The following is a 20222-nucleotide window of genomic DNA, read 5'->3' on the forward strand; positions in this document are numbered from 1 at the left end:
CACAAACCTTGCCTCGAATGCCCTGAACTCGGTCTATGGCCAGTCGACAGGGGTGGGGCGGTCGACAGCGAAGACGAGAGGGCGGCCGATCGATTTCGAGCCGTCTCGGGAATCGTGAGCCATAACGCTCCAGCGACAGGTGCCCCATGACGAACTCCGACGTTTTTGCGGATTTTGCGAGGTCCTACAGAGGCAGAAGAGCCGTCGAGATGACGCTCTCCGAATACCTCGATCTATGCCGCGAGAATCCGAAGACTTATGCGACCGCAGCGGAGCGCATTCTCGACGCGATCGGCGAGCCGGAGCTGATCGACACATCGCGCGACCCGAGGCTCGGCCGGATCTTCATGAACCGCACCATCCGCGTCTATCCGGCCTTCGCCGAATTCTTCGGCATGGAGGAGACGATCGAGCGGATCGTCAGCTTCTTCCGCCATGCGGCGCAGGGGCTCGAGGAGCGCAAGCAGATCCTCTATCTGCTCGGCCCGGTCGGCGGCGGCAAATCCTCCCTCGCCGAGCGTCTGAAGGCGCTGATGGAGATCGATCCCATCTATGTGCTCAAGGCCGGCGAGGAGCTCTCGCCCGTCTTCGAGAGCCCGCTCGGCCTCTTCGATCCGGCGACGGCGGGCGACATGCTCGAGCAGAGCTACGGCATTCCGCGCCGGCGCCTCAATGGGCTGATGAGCCCCTGGTGCCTGAAGCGTCTCGACGAATATGGCGGCGACATCACCCAATTCAGCGTGGTGAAGATCACGCCCTCGCGTCTGCGCCAGATCGGCATAGCCAAGACCGAGCCGGGCGACGAGAATAATCAGGACATCTCCTCGCTCGTCGGCAAGGTGGACATTCGCAAGCTCGAGAATCTCGCGCAGGCGGACCCGGACGCCTACAGCTATTCCGGCGGCCTCAATCGCGCCAATCAGGGCCTGCTCGAATTCGTCGAGATGTTCAAGGCCCCGATCAAGATGCTGCATCCTCTGCTGACGGCGACGCAGGAGGGAAATTACATCGGCACCGAGAATATTGGCGCAATTCCCTTCTCCGGCATCGTCATGGCCCATTCCAACGAGGCGGAATGGCAGAGCTTCAAGAACAACCGCAACAATGAGGCCTTCATCGATCGCATCTATGTGATCAAAGTGCCTTATTGCCTGCGGGTGACGGAAGAGCAGCATATCTACGAGAAGCTGCTGCGCGGCTCTGAGCTCGCCGAGGCGAGCTGCGCCCCGAGCACGCTGGAGATGCTCGCCCGCTTCATCGTGCTCTCGCGCCTGAAGCCGCATGAGAACTCCAATCTCTTCTCCAAGATGCGCGTCTATGACGGCGAGAGCCTGCGCGAGGTGGACCCGCGGGCGCGCAGCATGCTCGAGTATAAGGACGCCGCCGGCGTCGACGAGGGCATGGACGGCTGCTCGACGCGCTTCGCCTTCAAGGTGCTGGCGGCGACCTTCAACCATGACACGGTCGAGGTCGCGGCCGATCCCGTGCATCTCATGTATGTGCTGGAGCAGTCGCTGCGCCGCGAGCAGATGCCGCCGGAAATCGAGAAGCGCTATCTCGAGTTCATCAAGGCCGAGCTCGCGCCGCGCTACGCAGAATTCATCGGCCATGAGATTCAGAAGGCCTATCTAGAGTCCTATCAGGATTACGGACAGAATCTCTTCGACCGTTATATCGACTATGCCGACGCCTGGATCGAGGATCAGGATTTCAAGGACCCGGACACGGGACAGCTGCTGGACCGCGACCTTTTGAACCAGGAGCTGACCAAGATCGAGAAGCCCGCGGGCATCGCCAATCCCAAGGACTTCCGCAATGAGGTGGTGAAGTTCGCGCTGCGCTGGCGCGCGGCGAACGAGGGGCGCAATCCCTCCTGGGCGAGCTATGAGAAGATCCGCGACGTTATCGAGCGGCGCATGTTCTCCCAGGTGGAAGAGCTGCTGCCGATCATTTCATTCGGATCGAAAAAAGACACGCAGACAGAAAAAAAACATGCAGAATTCGTAAGCCGCATGATGGCCCGCGGCTACACGGAGCGCCAGGTGCGCCGTCTGGTCGAGTGGTACATGCGCGTAAAACAAGCCGGTTGACCGAAAGGCGGCCGGCGAAGAAACGGGTGATGAAACGATGCACATCGTCGATCGTCGGTTGAACCCCGGAAGCAAGAGCTTCGCGAACCGCCAGCGCTTTCTCCGCCGCGCCAAGGATATGGTGGAGAAGGCGGTTCGCGAGGCGAGCAAGGACCGCGCGATCGGCGATCTCGAGAGCCCCGGAGAGATTTCCATTCCCTCCGAGGGCACGCGCGAGCCCACATTCCGCCACACGCAGGGCTCGCGGCGCGATCTCGTGCTGCCCGGCAATAAGGATTATGTCGAGGGCGATCTCATCGAGCGCCCGCGCGGCGAAGGCGAGGGCGAAGGCGGCGGCGGTCAGGTCGGCCGCGGCGACGGGCAGGAGGACGCCTTTCGCTTCATCCTCTCGCGTGACGAGTTTTTGAGCATCTTCCTCGATGATCTCGAGCTGCCCGATCTCGCCAAAAGGCGCGTCGCGCAAACAGAGAAGGAAGGGCTGCGCCGCGCCGGCTACACCACCACGGGCACGCCGGCCAATCTCGCGCTGCACCGCACGCTGCAAACCTCGCTCTCGCGGCGCATCGCGCTGAAGCGTCCCAAGCAATCGACGATCGACGATCTCGAGAGCCGCCTCGTGGAGGCGCAGAGCCGCGACGACGCCGACTCCGAGCGCCTCGCCGCCGAGCTCGAGACGCTGCGCAACAAGCGGTCGCGCATCTCCTATCTCGATCCGATCGATCTGCGCTATCGCCGCTTCGAGCGTTTTCCCAAGCCCGTGACGCAGGCGGTGATGTTCTGCCTCATGGACGTCTCCGGCTCCATGACCGAGCATATGAAGGATCTCGCCAAGCGCTTCTTCATGCTGCTGCATGTGTTTTTGACGCGCCGCTACAAGCGCGTGGAGATCGTCTTCATCCGCCATACGGATCGCGCCGGCGAGGTGGACGAGGACACATTCTTCCGCTCCGCCGAGACCGGCGGCACCATGGTCTCCTCCGCTCTGCAGGAGATGCTGAAGGTCATTCGCGAGCGCTATGATCCGGGCGTGTGGAATATTTACGCCGCGCAGGCCTCGGACGGCGACAATCTCTCCAGCGACAATCCGCAGACGCGCGACCTGCTGCAGAACCAAATTCTGCCGCTGTGCCAATATTTCGCCTATGTGGAAGTGAGCGGGCCGAATACCGAGACGCATGGCTATGTGCCGCATCACGGGCAGAGCTCGCTATGGCTCACCTATGCCGCGCTGCAAAAGGAAAGCGAGAAATTCCAGATGCGTCGCGTCTCCCGGCGCGAGCATATCTATTCCGTGTTCCGGCAATTGTTCCAACGGCGCGCGGCCAAGACGGCGGAGGTCGGCTGATGCGCGGCGAGCTGCTCTATGAAGGCAAGGATTGGGATTTCGGCACGATCCAGCGCATCCACGACGCGGTCGCGGACATTGCGCATAAGGAGCTCGGGCTCGACACATTCGCCAATCAGATCGAGATCATCACCGCCGAGCAGATGCTCGACGCCTACGCCTCGACCGGAATGCCGCTCTTCTACAAGCATTGGTCGTTCGGCAAGCGCTTCGCCCAGCACGAGGGCATTTATCGCATGGGGCTGCAGGGCCTCGCCTATGAGATCGTCATCAACGCCGATCCCTGCATCAGCTACATAATGGAGGAGAATTCCGCCACTATGCAGACGCTGGTGATCGCGCACGCCGCCTTTGGCCACAATCATTTCTTCAAGCATAATTACCAGTTCCGGCAATGGACCGATCCAGAAGGCATTCTGGATTATCTCTCCTTCGCCAAGGCCTATATCGCCAATTGCGAGGAGCGCTACGGCCATGCGGAGGTGGAGCGCCTTCTCGACGCCGCCCATGCGCTGATGCCGCAAGGCATAGACCGCTATCCGCGCAAGCGTCCGCTCAATCTCCATATGGAGGAGAAGCGCGAGCAGGATCGCAAGGAGGAGCGCGAGCGCGTCTATGACGATCTGTGGCGCACTGTGCCCGGCCGCGCGCGCGGCGCAATGCAATTGGCCGGCGACAAGCGCCGCGCCCTGCTCGGCCTGCCGCAAGAGAATATCCTCTATTTTCTCGAGAAGGCCGCGCCGCGTCTAAAACCTTGGCAGCGCGAGGTGCTGCGCATCGTGCGGCTCATCGCGCAATATTTCTATCCGCAGCAGCAGACCAAGGTGATGAACGAGGGCTGCGCCACCTATTGCCATTATCGTCTGCTGGGCCGCCTGCACGAGACGGGGCAGATCGGCGACGGCAGCTTCCTCGAGTTCCTCACCTCGCACACCAATGCGACGCGGCAGCCTTTCTACGACAGCCCGTCCTATAATGGCATCAACCCTTATGCGCTCGGCTTCGACATGATGCGCGACATAGAACGCATCGTGCGCGAGCCGACCGAGGAGGATCGCTATTGGTTCCCCGAGATCGCCGGAACCGGCGACGAGATGGAGGTGCTGCGCCATGTCTGGGCGAATTATCGCGACGACAGCTTCATCGCGCAGTTCATGAGCCCGCGGCTCATCCGCAATTGGCGCCTGTTCCATGTCGTCGACGATCGCGAGCAGCCGAATCTCGAGGTGTCGGCGATCCATAATGAGCGCGGCTATCGCGATCTGCGCCGCAGCCTCTCCGCGCAATATGACGTGGGGGGCTATGCGCCGGACATTCAGATCGTCGATGTCGATCTCGCCGGCAATCGCAAGCTCGTGCTGCATCATCGCGTGCGTGACGGCAAGATGCTGGAGCTGACCAACGCCGCAATGGTGCTCGGCCATCTCGCCAATCTCTGGGGCTATGAGGTGCTGCTGCAGGAGATCGACGCCGGCACGGAGCAGGTGCTGAAAGAGCATATGGTGCGGCCGGAGGCGGGGTGAGGGGGATTCGGGCTCTACAATCTCCCTCATGCTGAGGAGCGGCCGATAGGCCGCGTCTCGAAGCGCGCGGCCTCTTATGGTTCCGCAGTGGCGCGCCCACTTCCCTTCGACGCCCATCTGTGCGACGGCTGCGCGAACGCTTCGCCTCACGCACGCCGCCCCGAATGACCATCAAGCGCAAATATCACCATGGCGCCCTCAAGGAGGCGCTGGTCGAGGCTGCGCTCGAGCTGCTGGCGGAAGGCGGGCCGGCTAATCTCAGCCTTGGCGAGGCGGCCAAGCGCGTCGGCGTCACGGCGGCCGCGCCCTATCGCCATTTCGCCAGTCGCGAGGATCTGCTGAACGAGGTCGCCCGGCGCGGCTTTCTCTCCTTCGGCTCGGCGTTGGAAAAAGCCTGGGATGAAGGGCGGCCGGAGGCGGCGGCGGCCATGTGGCGCATGTGCGCGGCCTATCTCTCCTTCGCCCGCGCGGAGCCGGGCCTCTATGCCGCAATGTTCGGCTCGGCGGCGACGCTGGCGAGCGAGCCCTCAGCCGACGCCGCCGATCATGCGCTGGATATTCTGTGGCGCTCTGTGGTGGCTTTTCTCCAACAGCGCAGCGTCCCTGCGCAGGGCGCGCGCAAGCTGGCGTTGCAGCTCTGGGCGCTCGCCCATGGCGTCGCCATGCTGACCATCTCCGGCCATCTCGACGCCGCCAAGGGGCTCGATCCCGTCCCCGTGCTCGACTCCGCCGCGCGCAATCTCATGGAATCCGCCGTCCGCCGCGTGGAGACCCCTTCCGTTTAAGTCTCCGCCCGCCGGGCGAGACGGGCGGAGCGATCCTTCAACGCGTCGTAGATGGGCTCGTTGCGGCAGACGGCGGCGATGGCCATGGCCGCGAAGCAGGCCGCCAGCATGGGCAGCAGAAGCTGGGAATTATCGGTCATCTCGGTAATGAGGATCATGCCTGTGAGCGGCGCGCGCACCACGGCGGCGAAAAACGAGGCCATGCCGATGAGCGCGAATTTCATTCCCATGGTCGGCCCATCCTCGCCCGGGATCATGAGGCCGAAAAAGAGCCCGATCTCGGCTCCGAGCGCCAGCAGCGGCGCGAACAATCCGCCCGGCGTCCCCGCCGCATAGGAGACGACGCCGAGCGCGAAACGCAGCGCGAAGACCAGCGGCAGGGCGTCGAGCGCATAGGCGCCGTCCAGAGTTTTTTGCGTGAGATTATCGCCGCCGCCGACGAGATCGGGCGCGAGAAAGCCGATGGCGCCGACGCCGGCGCCGACCAGAGCGGCCTTCGCCTCCGCCGGCCAGGGCGAGCGATCGGCTATGTCCAGCGCGCGGAGAATGGCGCGATTATAGGCGAGGCTGGCGAGCCCCGTCGCGGCGCCGAGCGCGAGGCCGAGCGGAACATCGAGCGGCCCAACGGGATAATGCGTCGCGACGCGCAATTCCGGCTCCGGCCCGAGCAGAAGGCGCACGACCGATATGGCGCCGACCGAAGCGCCGAGCGCTATGGTCGCATGGCGCATGTCGAAGCGGCGCAGCAATTCCTCGAGCACGAAGGCCGCGCCGGCGAGCGGCGCATTGAAGGCGGCGGCGAGCCCGGCTCCGGCGCCGGCGGCCAGCAGCGATTGCTGATCGCGCCAATCATAGCGCAAATAGCGGCCGAACTGATGCGCGAGTGTCGCGCCCATCTGCACCGACGGCCCTTCGCGGCCGAGCGCGAGGCCGGCGCCCATCGCCAGCACGCCGCCGATGAATTTCACCGGCAGCAGCAGCGGCGGGGAGGGCGGCTCGTCGCCGTCGATCACCGATTCGACATGCGGAATGCCGCTTCCCACCGCCGCCGGGACGAACCGGCGCACGAGATAGGCCGCGAGCCCAGTGGCGAGCGCTGCGCCGGCGACCATGATCGCGAGGCCGAGCAGCGGACGCTCCGCGAACCAATCGGGAATGGCCATGCGCATCCGCCCGGCGGCGTCGAGGATGAGGCGGAAGCTTCCGCAGAGCGCGCCGACGGCGACCCCGGCCAGCAGCGAGACGGCGCCGAGCGAAAAAAGGCCGCGCAGCTCGGACGGCGGTGAGGGCGTCTCCACGGCCGGGGCGGCGTCGGCTATATGGGATTCGACCACCACATCGCTCGTCTCGCCGAGCAGAAGCAGGCGCTCCGTCCCCGCGGCGGCGACCAGCGCCAGGCGGCGCGAGCGGCCGAGCGCCAGCGCGACCGAGGCGGCGCGCGCGCGGCCCTTGCGCCTGCGGCGGCCGAAGGCGAGGCGGAACAGAAAAGGCAGCGCCGCGGCGCCGATGAGCGTCGCCAGAGCGAGGAGAGCGCTTGCGTCCTCGTCGGAAAAACCGGTCATGGAAACGATTCGCGAGAGAGGCCGCGCGCAGGATAGCGCGCCGCAGCGCGGGAGACGAAATCGGCTGGGATGCGCATGGGGCGGAATCTTTGGCGGACCCCTTGCGAAACAACAATGTTAATGTATGTTACATTCACATTGCGACGGCGGCGCACGGATCGTCCGCGCGCGCCCGCGATGAGCGAAGGAACTGGAGAGTCCGAACATGGGCTGTCATCGTCACTCCCGCATGGGCCACGAATCTCACTATCGCTTCGGAGACGGCGGACGGCCATGGAAGCCGCTCGAGCTTCTGGCGATGGTTCTGGGCTTTATCGTCTTCTGGCCGATCGGCCTCGCCATCGTGCTCTTCAAGGTGTGGCAGCGGAAGATGGGCTATGAGGGCGATCTCTTCGCCTTCGCGCAGGAGCGCGCGGCCGATGTCCAGGCCCGCTGGAAAGAGGCGACCGGCCAGCCCGGCCCGACCGGCGGCTGGCGTGGTCCGGGCTTCATGCGCTCCTCGGGCAATGTCGCCTTCGACGATTGGCGCGAGAGCGAGCTCGCCCGCCTCGAGGAGGAGCGCCGCAAGCTCGCCGAGGCCGAGCGCGAGTTCTCCGAGCATATAGACGAGCTGCGCCGCGCTCGGGACCGCGAGGAATTCGAATCCTTCATGCGCGCGCGCCGCGATCGCGGCGAGCCGCAGAGCTGACCCATTTGCGAGATGGGCGCGTCCCGCGGGACGCGCCCTTTTTTTTAGCTTATTTGCAGCTCGTCAGCGGATCGACGCAATAAGCGACATTCTTCCAGCTGAAGACGCTGGGCGTGCGCGCGTCGATGGTCAATCGCAGCCATTCGCCCGGCGCATTGGTCGAGCCCTGGACGGTGACGCGCGTGAGATTGGCCGCCGCCGCCGCATTATGAATCTTGCCGGTCGTGCTCGACGGATCGGCGAGCGGGTGATCCGATCCATAGAGATGCGAATCGCCATTGATGAGCAGCACCGGACGACGAAAGCGCACGGCCTGGTTCGCCAGCTCGCGAACGAAACCGGTGTAGCGATCGAGCCCGTCGCCGCCCGCCGCGAGCGCGGACGGATCCCACATATCCGCCTGCAGGCCGATCACCACAGCGGCCGCATGCTCGCGCTCGGCGAGATTGAAGGCGGCTTGCAGCCAGCGAATATCGGCGTCGGTGCGGGCGGCGATCTCCGCCTCGCGCGCGGTCTTGTCCTCCAGGCTGCTCCAGGGCAGGCCGTCATTGTCCGAGCCCGGCATGTTCACCGTCACGAAGACGGTCCGCGCATCCATCCAGATCACATTCTCGACGAATTGCGCATCGGCCGGATAGGAGGGCGAGAAATATTTCGCCTGGCTGTAGACCTCCATATCACGGAGGCCGAGCGTCCAGCCCGGCCGCGCGAAGAACAGGCTGCGCACGGCGGCCAGCTCCTGCAGCGGCTTGCCGGAAGCGGATTCTTTCGACTTGTGGCAGTCGGTCCATTCATTGTCGCCCGGCGTGTAGACGACCGGCGATTTGAACTTCTGGAAGGCCGCGAAAATCTGCTGATTCCAGCCGGGATTCGACGCCGCGATCGGCGGCAGCGTTCCGGCGCTGGTGCAGGGCATGCTGCCGGAATGAATGTCGCCGACATGCATCACCAGGCTCACCTCGGGATCGGAATTGACCGAGTCGAGCAGCAGATTGGCGTTGTTCAGAAGATTGAGATTATAGGGCCAGTCGCCGAAAACGGCGATCGTGGTCTTGTGCTCGTGGCGCGGCTCCAGCCGCCGCTCCAGGCCGCGCTCATCAGCGCCCGCGGAAACGCCGCTCGCGAGAACAGCCGCCAAAAGCGCTATCGAAAATCGTCTTGCGCGCATGAAAATCCCCCAGCTCGGCCGAGCGCGAAGATGCGCTCTGGTTTCAGCTGGCCCGATTACGACGCGCGCGTGACGGTGGGATGTCGCTCGTTGCGGCCGACGTTCCGGGCGATCGGCGATGATACGGAGAGATTCGTCGAACCGTATCTCGCGCTCGCCGCGCCATTCCGGCTAACGTTCGAGAAACGCTGGCGTTAACCAAACTTCTCGACGCCGCGTTAACGCTTCCGCCGTCATTGTCGCGGCATGGCTCGCCGTATAACGCCATTGCTGCTGCTCTCCCTCGCGCCGCTCGCCGCGGCGGGGCTGTCGGGTTGCGGATTCATGGCCAAGCCGCAGCGCCCGGCCTGGCGCGCCACCGCCGAGAACGCCTGCCTCGCCGAAAAGCGCGTGCAGCCCACCGCCTATGTGCAATTCGCGCCCGAGATCGACGGGCCGGGCATTTGCGGCCTCACCAAGCCGCTGAGGGTCACGGCGCTGCAGGGCGGCGCCGTCGCGTTCAACGCGCGGGCGACGCTCGACTGCTCCATGGTGGCCGAGCTCGACCAATGGCTCGCCGATGTGGTGCAGCCCTCGGCCATGGCGCGCTTCGGCCAGCCGGTGGCGCAGATCAATTCCATGGGCTCCTATTCCTGCCGCGGCATGAATGCGCAGGCGGGCGCGCCGCTCTCGGAACATTCCTTCGGCAATGCGCTCGATATCGGCGGCTTCGTGCTCGCCGACGGGCGCGAGATTTCCATCGTGCGCGATTGGACGCATGGCGAGCAGCAGGTGAAGGATTTTCTCGCCGAGGTGCACGGCGGCTCCTGCCGGCATTTCACCACCGTGCTGTCGCCCGGCTCCAACGCCTTTCATTACAATCATATTCATGTCGATCTCGCCATGCATGGCCGCAATGGCGATCGGCATATCTGCAAGCCGGTCCCGCGCGACGTCGCGCCGCCGCCGGGCCAGGACCCGCAGCTCATCGCCCATGGGCCGGACGACGACGATGTCGACACGCCCGGCGCCCAGCCGCCGCTCGCCGCTTTTCAGGCGCAGGCCTCGCGCGGCGGCGTCAATGACAGCCTCATCCTCGCCGCGCCCATGCCGCCCGTGCGGCCGAAGCCCTCGGCGCTCTCGCCCGAAAGCGGGCCGAAGGATTGGGACGTCACCTCCAGCATCCGCCCCCGCGCGCGCTGATCCGCCCGCGCGGGTTGCGCGGGACGCGTGATTGCCGATATGAACATCAATCTCATAGACTAATAGTCTGCGTCAGCCGGATCGACGGCGCTAAAGAGCGAGCCTTCAGGCTCGCTCTCGACGCCATGCGAATTGAATGATGCGGAGCTTCTCGAGGAGCGACATGCAGACGAATTTCGGTCTTTTCCCGTCTCGCGGGTTTTTGCGCGCGATCGGCCTCGCGCTTTCGTTGAGCCTCGCGACTGCGGCCTCCGGCGAGACGCTGCTCAACGTCTCCTATGATCCGACGCGGGAGCTGTTCAAGGCTATCGACAAGGCCTTCGTCGCCGATTGGAAGAAGAAGACCGGCCAGGATGTGCAGATCCAGGCCTCGCATGGCGGCTCCGGCGCGCAGGCGCGCTCGGTCATAGAGGGGCTCGCCGCCGATGTGGTGACGCTCGCTCTCGCCAATGACATAGACGCCATCGCCAGCAAGACCGGCAAGATTCCGGCCGATTGGCAGAAGCGCCTCCCCAATAATTCCTCGCCCTACACATCGACGATCGTGCTGCTCGTGCGCAAGGGCAATCCCAAGGGGATCAAGGATTGGGACGATCTCGCCAAGCCCGGCGTCGTCGTCGTCGCGCCCAATCCCAAGACCGGCGGCGGCGCGCGCTGGAACTTTCTCGCCGCCTGGGCCTATGGTTTGAAGAAGTTCGACGGCGACGAGGCCAAGACGAAAGAGCTGGTGAAGGCGATCTACAAGAACGCGCCCGTGCTCGACTCCGGCGCGCGCGGCTCCACCACCACCTTCGCGCAGCGCGGCTTCGGCGACGTTCTCATCGCCTGGGAGAACGAGGCCTTTCTCGCCATCGACGAGTTCGGCAAGAACAAATTCGAGATCGTGGTTCCGTCGCTGTCCATTCTCGCCGAGCCGGCGGTGTCGATCGTCGACGGCAATGTGGACGCCAAGGGAACGCGCAAGGCCGCGGAAGCCTATCTCGGCTTCCTCTACACGCCGGCCGGTCAGGCGCTCATCGCCAAGCAAGGCTATCGCCCGTCGAAGCCGGAATTCGCCGCGCCGGAAGATTTGAAGCGCTTCCACGAGCTCGATCTTGTGACGATCGACAAGACTTTCGGCGGCTGGCCGGCGGCGCAGAAGAAATTCTTCGTCGATGGCGCGCTCTTCGACGAGATGCAGAAGCCCTGACGCGAAAGCGGCGGACGCTGGAGGTCCGCCGCTCTTTCCTTTTCGTCAGTGCGCGGCGACGCTCGCCTGGCCTTGCAGCTTGCGCAGCAGCTTTTGCGTCACCTCGCCGGTGACGGGAAGATGATTGTCGCGCTCATATTTCTCGATCGCCTGCTTCGTCGCGCCGCCCATCTTGCCATCCGCATGCAGCGCATAGCCGAGCTTGGCGAGCGCGCGCTGCGCGGCCTGCACATTCTTGTCGGCCTCGTCGGCCTTGGGCGCGGCCTTATGCCCGAGCAGCGCGCCGATCGCGTCGCGCTTCTCGCCGCGCGCCTGCTCCGGCTTCGCCGCGGGCTTGGGCGCCGCCGCATGGGGTACGAGCGCGGGCTGGATGGATTGCGGCTGGGCGGCGGGCGCTGTCGCGGTCTGCGGGCGCGCGGGCGGCAGCGGCGCCGGCGCCTCGACCGCAGCGCGGGATTCCGGCGCGCGGGGTTCGGGCGCAAAGGCGCGGAACAGCGGGGCCGGATGGCGGCCGTCCTGGAAATACAGCGCATTCAGCGGCACGCCGATCGCCGTCGCGCCGGCGAGGCAGAGAAACACGACGCCGCGCCGGCGTCCGCCGAACAGCCTGGTCAGCGCGCCTTTCTTATTGGCCTTCGCCTTGTCCTTGGCGCCGCGGCCGCGCCGCTGCGTCTCGCCGCGATCCTCGTCGCGGAGCAAAAAATCATGATTTGTGGCGGCGAGAGCTTCACGCAATTTTCTTCACCCTGTCTTCGGCGGTCTCGAGCTCCTCGGCGGGACGGATGACGCCGCGGCGGGCGATCGTCTCGATCCTGGCGAGAGCGGGGGCCTTGTTCTGAAAGGGACGGCAATCGAGGGGCAGGCGCACGGTGACGCTGGTGCCGCTGCGCGGCGCGCTTTCCACCGCAATGGTTCCGCCATGCAGTCCGACCAGGCCGCGCACCACGGAGAGGCCGAGGCCGGTGCCTTCATAGGCGCGATCATGGCTGGCGCTGGCCTGGAAGAAAGGATCGCCGAGCCGGCCGAGATCGGAGGCGGAAATGCCGATGCCGCTGTCTGTGACGGAGAGCGCGAGGCAATTGCCGTCCGGAGCGAGGCGGATGCGCACGCGGCCATTGGCGGGCGTGAACTTCACGGCGTTGGAGAGGAGATTGATGATGATCTGCTTGCAGGCGCGCTTATCGCCGACGATCTCCTCGAGCCGCTCGGAATAATCCCGCGAGAGCGTCACCTGGCCTTGCTCGGCCTTCAGCTGCATCATGCTCACGCATTGATCGACGAGCTCGGGCAAAGAGAAGGGCTCGGGCGAAAGCTGCATGGAGCCCGATTCGATCTTCGACATGTCGAGGATGGTGTTGACGACGGCGAGCAGATGCTGGCCCGAATTGCGGATGATCTCGGCATATTCGCGGCGCTTGGCCGGATCGGCCGGCGCGAGCTGCTCGCTCGCCAGCATTTCCGAGAAGCCGATGATGGCGTTGAGCGGCGTGCGCAGCTCATGGCTGACATTGGCGAGGAAGCGCGTCTTGCCGGCGGCGGCCATCTCGCTCTCGCGGCGCGCCGCCTCTATCGTCTCGGCGGCGTGACGCTGGGCCGTCACATCGCGAAGAATGCAGACGACGCCGGCCGCGCGCTCGCCGTCGGCGGCCTCCACCAGGCTGCTGCGCGCCTCGAAGAAATGAAACACCGGCTCGACGAACTCGCCGCGCTCGTTGCGCGCATGGCCGATGCGCAGCCGCAGCGTGGCGCGCATCGCCTCGCCGGTGGCGATGGCGTCGGAGACGAGCTTGAGGAAGGCTGGACGATCGCCGACATGGACGCGCTGGAAAAAGCCGCGCCCCATCAATTCGCGCGCGTCGAGCCCATAGGCCTTGGCGGCCTCTCCGACGACAGAGGCGACCGCGCCGCCCTCGTCGAAGCCGATGACGAGATCGCCCGCCGCCTCGGAGACGAGCCGCAGATCGCGACGATTGCGCGCCTCGGCCTCGGAGCGGACCGTCTCGACCTTCCCCGCGCTGCGGGCGAGCAGCACGACATAGAGGACCAGAGGCGCCGCCAGCAGCGTCTCGAAAAATCCGCCGCCGGTCGCCGCCGTGAGGGCCGCGACGGCGAGCATGGCGAGAGCGGCCGAGGCCGTCGCCGAAACGAGGGTGAGATCGCAGGCGAATGTCGCCTCTATGAGAGCGAGCGCGCCGAAGGGCGCCGCCGCGCCGACATGCGCGCCGGTGAAGAGGCAGGCCGCGGCGAGCGCCAGCCAGCCGAAGGCGGCAATTGATTGCGCGGTCTTCAAATTGTCGAGGCGCAGCAGGGCGACCACCGACAGCAGCGGCAATTGCGCCAGAGCGAAGATCGCGCTCTCGCCCAGCGTCGGCGCGCCATTGACGACGATCCACAGCGGAGCCGCGATCAGCACGCCGGCGGCCAGAACGAGATGAGACAGGAGGAAGGCTTCGCGACGCGCGCGCTCCATCGAATCGATCGCGCGCCCGGATTGCGCCAGACGCTCGATCCATTCATTCGACACGGTCGCCCAAGGTGCAGCTGGCTTACGCAAAATCACACGCTCCCGATTGAGGGCAATGTGACAAATCGGTCTTAAGTGACTGCTAAACCGACCACAGAAATGGAAGATTTCGGTTTTTACGGGCGCTGAACGGCGCATATGGTTTGCGACTTCTTAGCCCCGCGCCGCATTTACGAAGCGGTAACGGCGGCGCGCCATCGTTTCTCTCGCGCGCGGCGGCTCCCCGCCGGCGAAGCGAGGCGGCGGCCGTGGGATTTCTCTTCAAGAGTCTGTTTTTCTTCGGGGTTATCTGTCTCGTCATTCTGCGTGACGCCGAGCGGCGGCCCGCGCCGCGCGACCCCGCCGTGGCGGCGCGGGTCCCCGCTGCGGCCTCGGTCATTCCTCCCGCCAGACCTCGGGCTTCCGCCAAATCCGAGCCCTCGAAATCCGAGCCCTCGCCCGTCGGCTTGGCGCGCGATGCGCTCGCCGATCTCGCCGAGGAGGCGTCCAGCCGAATCGTCGCAGTCGCGCGTGACCATTGCATGGCGCATCCGATGGATTGCCTGCAGGCGGCGGAGCGAATCGGCCGCGCGACGGCGGCGGTCGAGCCGCCGCGCCGGCCCGCCGGTCTCGGCGCGGCGCCGTGATTGCATCATCGCTGGCGATTGCGCCAAAACGGACAGTAGCCATATAACTGTCGGAAAGGCGTCTCGAGCGGGCGAGCGAACAATGGTGATAGACGAGATCATCGGCAATTTCGAAATGCTCGACGAGTGGGAAGATCGGTATCGATATCTCATCGAGCTCGGCCGCACTCTGGAGCCGCTGCCGGACGAAGCCCACACCGAGGAGAACAAGGTGCGCGGCTGCGCGAGCCAGGTCTGGCTCGACAGCAAGGTGATTCGCGAGGGCCGCGGCGCGCCGATCCTGTCGCTGCGCGGCGACAGCGACGCTCATATCGTGCGCGGCCTGGTCGCGCTGATTCTGGCGCTCTATTCCGGCCGTCCGGCCGATGAGATCATCGGTCTCGACGCCATGCCGCTGTTCACCGAGCTCGGCCTCGCCCAGCATCTGACGCCCCAGCGCAGCAATGGCGTCCGCTCCATGGTCGAGCGCATCAAGAACGAGGCGCGCGCCGCTCTCGCGGCGTGAGGCTCTAGCGGCTCGCGGCCCCCTCGCGAAGCGCGCGAGGGGCACGGCCTCTGGCGCATCGTCCCGAAAAGTGCGAAGCGATTTTCGCAATCGAACGCGCAAATAGGGGCCGGCGCCGCGCGCATTCCGCTCGGCGCCGTCGGGCATGACCGAAAATCCAAATGTGACCTTCGTCCTCGGCGGCGCTCGCTCCGGCAAGAGCGCCTTCGCAGAGCGGCTCGTGACCGCCGAGCCCGGCCCGTGGACCTATATCGCCACGGCGCAGGCTTTCGACGAGGAGATGCAGAGCCGCATCGCCGCGCATAGAGAGCGGCGCCCCGGGGATTGGCGCACGGTCGAGGCGCCGCAGGCGCTCGCCGCGGCCATTGGCGAGGCCCCCGCGGAGCTTCCGCTGCTGGTCGATTGCCTCACGCTGTGGCTGACCAATCGCTTGCTCGCCGAAGCGGATTTGCGCGCCGATCGCGCGGCGCTGCTCGAAGCGCTCGCCGAGCGGCGGGCGCCGACGGTGCTGGTCTCCTCCGAGGTCGGCCTCTCCATCGTGCCGGAGAATGCGTTGGCGCGGCGCTTTCGCGACGCCGCCGGCGAGCTGCATCAGGCTGTCGCCACAGCGGCGGGGAGGCTCTATCTCGTCGTCGCCGGTTATCCGCTCACGGTGAAGTGACGGGCAGTCAGGCGCTCGGTCACCTTCTCCAGCACGCCCGGATCATCCATGGCGCGGGCGAGCAGCACGCCGCCCTCGAAAGCCGCGAGCATAGCCTCCGCCTCGGCCGCCTCGCCGCGCAGGGCGAGGCGGAGCCAGGCCAGCGTCTCGGCGAAGAAACGCCGCGCTTCCGCGCCGACATCGGAAGGCAGGCCGCCCACTTCCGCCGCCAACATGCCGAAGAGGCACATGCGTTTCTTTTCCGCCACCGTGCGGCGGAACATTTCCGCCACCAGAGCCACGGCCTCGGCCGGCGTTCGCGCCTGCGGATCGCCCAGCTCCGCGAGGCAGAGATCGGCGTAGCGCCGCGCCACGGCGGCGACCAGCGCCGGCTTGGTGGGGAAAAAATAATGGACGCTGGCGCTCTTCACCCCGACATCCGCGGCGATGTCGCGAAAGCTCACGCCATTATAGCCGTAGCGGCAGAGCCGCTCCTCCGCGCTGTCCAGAATCCTCGCGGCCGTCGCCTCGCCGCGTCGCGCAGTCGTCATTCTGCTCCGTCCTTCCGCCGGGGGAGTAGCGCCATTGACAGGCTCTTCGTCAATGGCGCATGGTGTTAACCTATCTTCTGATAGGTAGGCTCTGTTCACAAGGAGGGAAGGCCATGTACGATATGCAGAATGTGAAGCGGCTGAAAAAGATCGGCGACTCCGCGCCGGCCGCCTGGGAGGCCTTCAAGCAATTCGACGCCGCGGCCATGGCCGATGGCGCTATTCCAAAGAAATACAAGGAGCTGATCGCGCTCGCCGTAGCCATGACGACGCAATGCGCCTATTGCCTCGAGATCCATCGCAAGCAGGCCATCGCCGCCGGCGCGACCGAGACGGAGCTCGCCGAGACGGTCTTCATCGCCGCGGCGCTGCGCGCCGGCGCCGCCGTCACCCATGGAACCCATGTCGCCGGCGTGGAGTGACGGCGCGCCGCGCCGCTCGGAAACGCGCTAGAGCCTTTCCGGTTCGGATCGAACCGAAAAGACTCTAGAGTCTTGGTTCTGTAGTGTTTTCTTCACGCGAACCGGTTCCCACTTCGCTCGAAAACACTCTATTGCGCCGCCAGCCGATCGGCGGCGGCCAATATTTCCGCCAGCGTGAAATCTGTGCGGCCCTCGAAGCTCTGAAAAATCGCCTCTATGCGCGGCAGATCGGCGAGGCTCTCGACGCCGAGCCGCACATCCGGCCGCGCGACCTCCGGCGGAGCCTTCAGGCTCAACGGGCGATAGATTCGGCCGTGCTCGCGCAGAAAAGCGGGGCCGCGGCGACGCTGCTCCGGCTCGCCGCAGCGTTTCTCGGCCTCGGTCAGCGCGGCGGCGGTGAAGCCGTCGATCTCCATGCCGCGCGGATAGGCCGGCGCCAGAGTGTTGCCGATCCAATCCAGCATTCCATCGGTCATTTGCAGCAGATCGGCGACCTGGGTGACGAGCGCCGGATCGATGAGCGGATTGCGCGCATCGAGCGAGACGCCGCCCTTGGCGCCGGCCGCCGCCATCGCCGCGAGCTGGCGGCCGATGAGATCGTCGCGCGCGCCCGTCTGGCATGGCGTTCCGCGCGCGGCGCAAAATTCGCGGATCGGCGCATCGTCCGGCTCGTCGCTGGTGGTGACGACGATTCCGGCGAGCTTTTCCGCATGGGCGAGACGATCGAGCAGCCGCCCCAGCAGCGGCGCGCCGGCGAGCGGCGCCAGCACGCCGGTCGCTTGGCCGTCCTGCGTCGTCGCGGCGGAGATGATGGCGAGGACGTTCATGAACGCCGCCTTTCGTGAGCGGCCGCCCGCGGCGGCCTTCCTCACGAGGCAAAAGCAAGCGATACGCCAGCGTCGCTCGCTCGCTCAATCCTGCGAGAGCGGCTCGCCTTCCTCGCGCGGCGTCGGCAGCGGCGCCAGCGGCGGCTCGCCGCGGGCGCGTTGCGCGGCGCGCTCCAGCATCTGCATGAAGTCGTCTATGTCCGTCTCGCGCGTGCGGTGATTGAAGATCGCCGCGCGGATCGTCGGATGTCCGTCGAGCAGAGTGAGCGACGGCGCCGCCTCGCCGCTCTCATGCAGCTCCATCACGATCTCGCGATTGAGCTGGCCGCTCTCGTCGTCGTCCTTCACGCCGAAGCAGACGACATTGAGCGCCACGGGCGCGCGCATCTCGAAAGTCTGCGAGGCTTCGATATGGCCGCGCAGCCGCTGCGCCAATGCGCAGCTTTTTTCGATGCAGGCGCCGAGCTGCTGCGCGCCGAAGACTTCTATGGTGAACCAGGTCTTCAGCGCGCGAAAGCCGCGCGAGAGATCGGCGCCGAGATCGCAGGGCCAAATCTCACCGGCCGCGAGCCCGCGCGGCGCGCGCGTCAGATAGGCGGCGTTGGCGGCGAAGGCGCGGCGATGCGCCTCCGGGTCGCGGACGAGGAAGAAGCCCGCGTCATAGGGCACATGCAGCCATTTGTGGAAATCGAAGGCGATGGAATCGGCGCGCTCGAGACCCTTCACCAAAGGCTTCAGCGCCGGCGAGAGAACGGCCAGCGCGCCGAAGGCGCCGTCGATGTGGAACCAGAGATCTTCCGCCTTCGCTATGTCGGCGAGCGCGTCGAGATCGTCGATCGCGCCCGTGTCGACCGAGCCCGCCGTGCCGACGACGAGAAACGGATGCAAGCCCGCGGCGCGATCCTCGGCAATGGCGCGCTTCAGCTCGTCGATGCGCAGCGAATGAGAGCCGTCCGACTCGATGAGCCGCAAATGGCGCGCGCCGAGGCCGGCCAGCTCCATCGCCTGCCGCACGCAGTTGTGCGCCTCGCGCGAGGCGTAGGCGACGAGCTGTTCCTCGAGCGCCTTCAGCCCGTTCTTGCGCACATTCTTTTCGCCGAGCGCATGCTCGCGCGCGACCAGCAGCGACAGGAAATTGGCGATCGACGTGCCGGTGACGAAGACGCCGGACGCATCCAGGGGGAAGCCGAAGGCCTCCGCCATCCAGGCGGCGATCTGCCGCTCGACGTCGAGCGCGATATGATTGCGGCCGCCGCAATTGGAGTTGAGCCCGGCCGCGAGCATTTCCGCGATCATGCCCACGGGCGTGCCGGCGCCCTGCGCCCAGCCCATGAACAGCGGATGGATATTGCCATTGGCGTAGGGCTGGATGAAGCGCTCGAAATCTTCCAGCGCGGCGGAGAGGCCATGGCCCTCGGCCGGCAGCGGGCGCCGGAAGCGCTCGCGCGCCTCCGCTGAAGGCTCGCGCCAGACCGGCCGCTCGCGCAGAGTGGCGAGATGGTCGATCATGGCGTCGAGCGCGCGATGGCTCTCGGCGCGGAACGCCTCCCAATCCGTGGGATCGAGATCCGCGGGCGAGGCGTCGGCGGGCGCCGGGACGGCCGCGCCGATCGGCTTCGGCGGCCGTTGTGAGTGGTTCATTCCCGCTTCATCCCCGGGAGCTTCGTAAGTGGGACAGGACTAATCAGCTTTCGCGCTGCGAAGCAATATCGCCGCCGAAAGCGGCGCAGCTTCCGCTCTCGCCCGGGCCGTCCGCTCCGGCCAGCCGGGCGACCTCCGCCCGCACCACTGGCAGGAGCTCCGCCGCGAACCAGGGATTGCGCTTCAGCCAGCCCGTGTTGCGCCAGGACGGATGCGGCAGCGGGATGATCTTCGGGGTGAGCGCCGAAAACTCCCGCCAGCGGCCGACCGTTTCAGTGACGCTCACGCTCGCTCGCAGCGCGACGCCGAGACGGCGCAGATGATAGGCCTGCGCATATTTGCCGACCGCCAAAATCGTCTCCACCCGCGGCAGCGCTGAAAACAGCGCGTCGCGCCAATGTGGCGCGCATTCCCGGCGTGGCGGCAGATCGCCGCCATGGGCGTCATAGCCCGGAAAGCAGAAGCTCATCGCGGCCACGCCGATGCGCGAGACATCGTAGAAAGTCTCGCGGTCGACGCCCATCCAATCGCGCAGCCGATCGCCGGACGGGTCGTCGAAGGGAAGGCCGGAGCGATGCACGCGCATTCCGGGGGCCTGACCGGCGATCAGCAGCCGCGCTCGCGGCGAGACGCGCAGCACCGGCCGCGGCTCATGCGGCAGAGGCGCGCCCTGCGGCCGCTCGACGCAGATGCGGCAGGCGCCGACATCGGCGACGAGCGCGGCCAGAACGGTTTCGCTTTCGGTGGAAAAGGTCACTTTTGCGTTCCCTCGCGGGACCATTCCATCAAATTCGACAAATGTCGTGAGTCCCCCGTTAACGTTTCCGTCCCATTATCGGCGACGCTCGACCTGACGCCTAGATTGCGGAGATTTATTTCGGCTTCTGGAAAGGTCGTGACGGCGTTTCCCTTTTCGGGGTCGCCGTTCGAAGGCGAGAATTTCGTTGCTTGCGG

The 20222-nt window shown here is 66.0% G+C and carries 19 protein-coding genes; 11 read left to right on the top strand and 8 right to left on the bottom strand.

Translation table 11 applies throughout. The annotated features are described in order from the left end of the window. The first annotated feature begins 146 nt into the window (after window positions 1-146). From EDE12_RS04355 to EDE12_RS04370, 4 genes are all read left to right on the top strand, one after another. A complete protein-coding gene (locus EDE12_RS04355) occupies window positions 147-2090 on the top strand; it encodes a PrkA family serine protein kinase (protein WP_024881359.1) in 1944 nt (647 codons plus the stop codon). 37 nt (window positions 2091-2127) lie between these two features. Continuing rightward, window positions 2128-3435 (top strand): YeaH/YhbH family protein, encoded by a 1308-nt coding sequence (locus EDE12_RS04360; protein WP_024881358.1) that lies wholly within the window; start codon window positions 2128-2130, stop codon window positions 3433-3435. Further along, the gene (locus EDE12_RS04365; RefSeq protein ID WP_024881357.1) at window positions 3435-4958 is read left to right on the top strand and encodes a SpoVR family protein; all 1524 of its coding nucleotides are present in this window, start codon (window positions 3435-3437) and stop codon (window positions 4956-4958) included. The genes EDE12_RS04360 and EDE12_RS04365 overlap by 1 nt, the downstream gene beginning before the upstream one ends. A gap of 164 nt (window positions 4959-5122) precedes the next feature. After that, window positions 5123-5743 (top strand): TetR/AcrR family transcriptional regulator, encoded by a 621-nt coding sequence (locus tag EDE12_RS04370; RefSeq protein WP_026599567.1) that lies wholly within the window; start codon window positions 5123-5125, stop codon window positions 5741-5743. On the opposite strand, the gene EDE12_RS04375 is transcribed toward EDE12_RS04370, so the two are convergent. Further along, window positions 5740-7305, bottom strand: coding sequence for a ClC family H(+)/Cl(-) exchange transporter (locus tag EDE12_RS04375; RefSeq protein WP_026599566.1), 1566 nt, complete (start codon window positions 7303-7305; stop codon window positions 5740-5742). The two genes, EDE12_RS04370 and EDE12_RS04375, sit on opposite strands and share 4 nt — an antisense overlap. Before the next feature lie 205 nt (window positions 7306-7510). On the opposite strand from EDE12_RS04375, the gene EDE12_RS04380 reads away from it, so the two are divergent. After that, entirely contained in the window at window positions 7511-7993 is a 483-nt protein-coding gene (locus tag EDE12_RS04380; protein ID WP_084768588.1) for a DUF2852 domain-containing protein, read from the top strand. 49 nt (window positions 7994-8042) lie between these two features. On the opposite strand, the gene EDE12_RS04385 is transcribed toward EDE12_RS04380, so the two are convergent. Then, window positions 8043-9131 carry a metallophosphoesterase gene (locus tag EDE12_RS04385; protein WP_036291229.1) on the bottom strand — a complete coding sequence of 363 codons (1089 nt, stop codon included), beginning with the start codon at window positions 9129-9131 and terminating at the stop codon, window positions 8043-8045. A gap of 276 nt (window positions 9132-9407) precedes the next feature. Between EDE12_RS04385 and EDE12_RS04390 the strand changes: the two genes are divergently transcribed. Together EDE12_RS04390 and EDE12_RS04395 are read left to right on the top strand one after the other, a co-directional pair. Beyond that, window positions 9408-10343, top strand: a complete 936-nt coding sequence (locus EDE12_RS04390) for an extensin family protein (protein WP_026599564.1) — start codon at window positions 9408-9410, stop codon at window positions 10341-10343. Window positions 10344-10506: 163 nt separating this feature from the next. Beyond that, window positions 10507-11532, top strand: coding sequence for a sulfate ABC transporter substrate-binding protein (locus EDE12_RS04395; RefSeq protein ID WP_084768644.1), 1026 nt, complete (start codon window positions 10507-10509; stop codon window positions 11530-11532). 45 nt (window positions 11533-11577) lie between these two features. Here EDE12_RS04395 and EDE12_RS04400 read toward each other — a convergent pair whose 3' ends face one another. After that, window positions 11578-12267, bottom strand: a complete 690-nt coding sequence (locus tag EDE12_RS04400) for a peptidoglycan-binding domain-containing protein (protein WP_051592576.1) — start codon at window positions 12265-12267, stop codon at window positions 11578-11580. Next, the gene (locus EDE12_RS04405; protein WP_026599562.1) at window positions 12260-14086 is read right to left on the bottom strand and encodes an ATP-binding protein; all 1827 of its coding nucleotides are present in this window, start codon (window positions 14084-14086) and stop codon (window positions 12260-12262) included. The genes EDE12_RS04400 and EDE12_RS04405 overlap by 8 nt, the downstream gene beginning before the upstream one ends. Before the next feature lie 218 nt (window positions 14087-14304). Between EDE12_RS04405 and EDE12_RS04410 the strand changes: the two genes are divergently transcribed. From EDE12_RS04410 to cobU, 3 genes are all read left to right on the top strand, one after another. Further along, entirely contained in the window at window positions 14305-14682 is a 378-nt protein-coding gene (locus EDE12_RS04410; protein WP_026599561.1) for a hypothetical protein, read from the top strand. Window positions 14683-14764: 82 nt separating this feature from the next. Next, on the top strand, window positions 14765-15187 hold the full coding sequence (locus EDE12_RS04415; protein WP_026599560.1) for a SufE family protein: 423 nt from the start codon (window positions 14765-14767) through the stop codon (window positions 15185-15187). A 145-nt stretch (window positions 15188-15332) separates the two neighbouring features. Further along, entirely contained in the window at window positions 15333-15848 is a 516-nt protein-coding gene (gene cobU / locus EDE12_RS04420) for a bifunctional adenosylcobinamide kinase/adenosylcobinamide-phosphate guanylyltransferase (RefSeq protein WP_026599559.1), read from the top strand. Here the strand turns inward: cobU and EDE12_RS04425 are convergent. Next, window positions 15827-16378: a TetR/AcrR family transcriptional regulator gene (locus EDE12_RS04425; RefSeq protein WP_026599558.1), complete on the bottom strand. Its 552-nt coding sequence runs from the start codon at window positions 16376-16378 to the stop codon at window positions 15827-15829. The two genes, cobU and EDE12_RS04425, sit on opposite strands and share 22 nt — an antisense overlap. 113 nt (window positions 16379-16491) lie before the next feature. On the opposite strand from EDE12_RS04425, the gene EDE12_RS04430 reads away from it, so the two are divergent. After that, a complete protein-coding gene (locus tag EDE12_RS04430; RefSeq protein ID WP_024881343.1) occupies window positions 16492-16800 on the top strand; it encodes a carboxymuconolactone decarboxylase family protein in 309 nt (102 codons plus the stop codon). Window positions 16801-16928: 128 nt separating this feature from the next. On the opposite strand, the gene EDE12_RS04435 is transcribed toward EDE12_RS04430, so the two are convergent. The 3 genes from EDE12_RS04435 to EDE12_RS04445 form a co-directional block, all read right to left on the bottom strand. Continuing rightward, the gene (locus tag EDE12_RS04435) at window positions 16929-17627 is read right to left on the bottom strand and encodes a spore coat biosynthesis protein F (protein ID WP_026599557.1); all 699 of its coding nucleotides are present in this window, start codon (window positions 17625-17627) and stop codon (window positions 16929-16931) included. 84 nt (window positions 17628-17711) lie between these two features. Next, on the bottom strand, window positions 17712-19268 hold the full coding sequence (locus EDE12_RS04440; protein ID WP_026599556.1) for a pyridoxal-dependent decarboxylase: 1557 nt from the start codon (window positions 19266-19268) through the stop codon (window positions 17712-17714). Window positions 19269-19311: 43 nt separating this feature from the next. Beyond that, window positions 19312-20025 (bottom strand): uracil-DNA glycosylase family protein, encoded by a 714-nt coding sequence (locus tag EDE12_RS04445; protein ID WP_026599555.1) that lies wholly within the window; start codon window positions 20023-20025, stop codon window positions 19312-19314. Window positions 20026-20222 lie beyond the last annotated feature (197 nt).

Source organism: Methylosinus sp. sav-2 (genome assembly GCF_004366495.1).
Taxonomy (GTDB): Bacteria; Pseudomonadota; Alphaproteobacteria; order Rhizobiales; family Beijerinckiaceae; genus Methylosinus.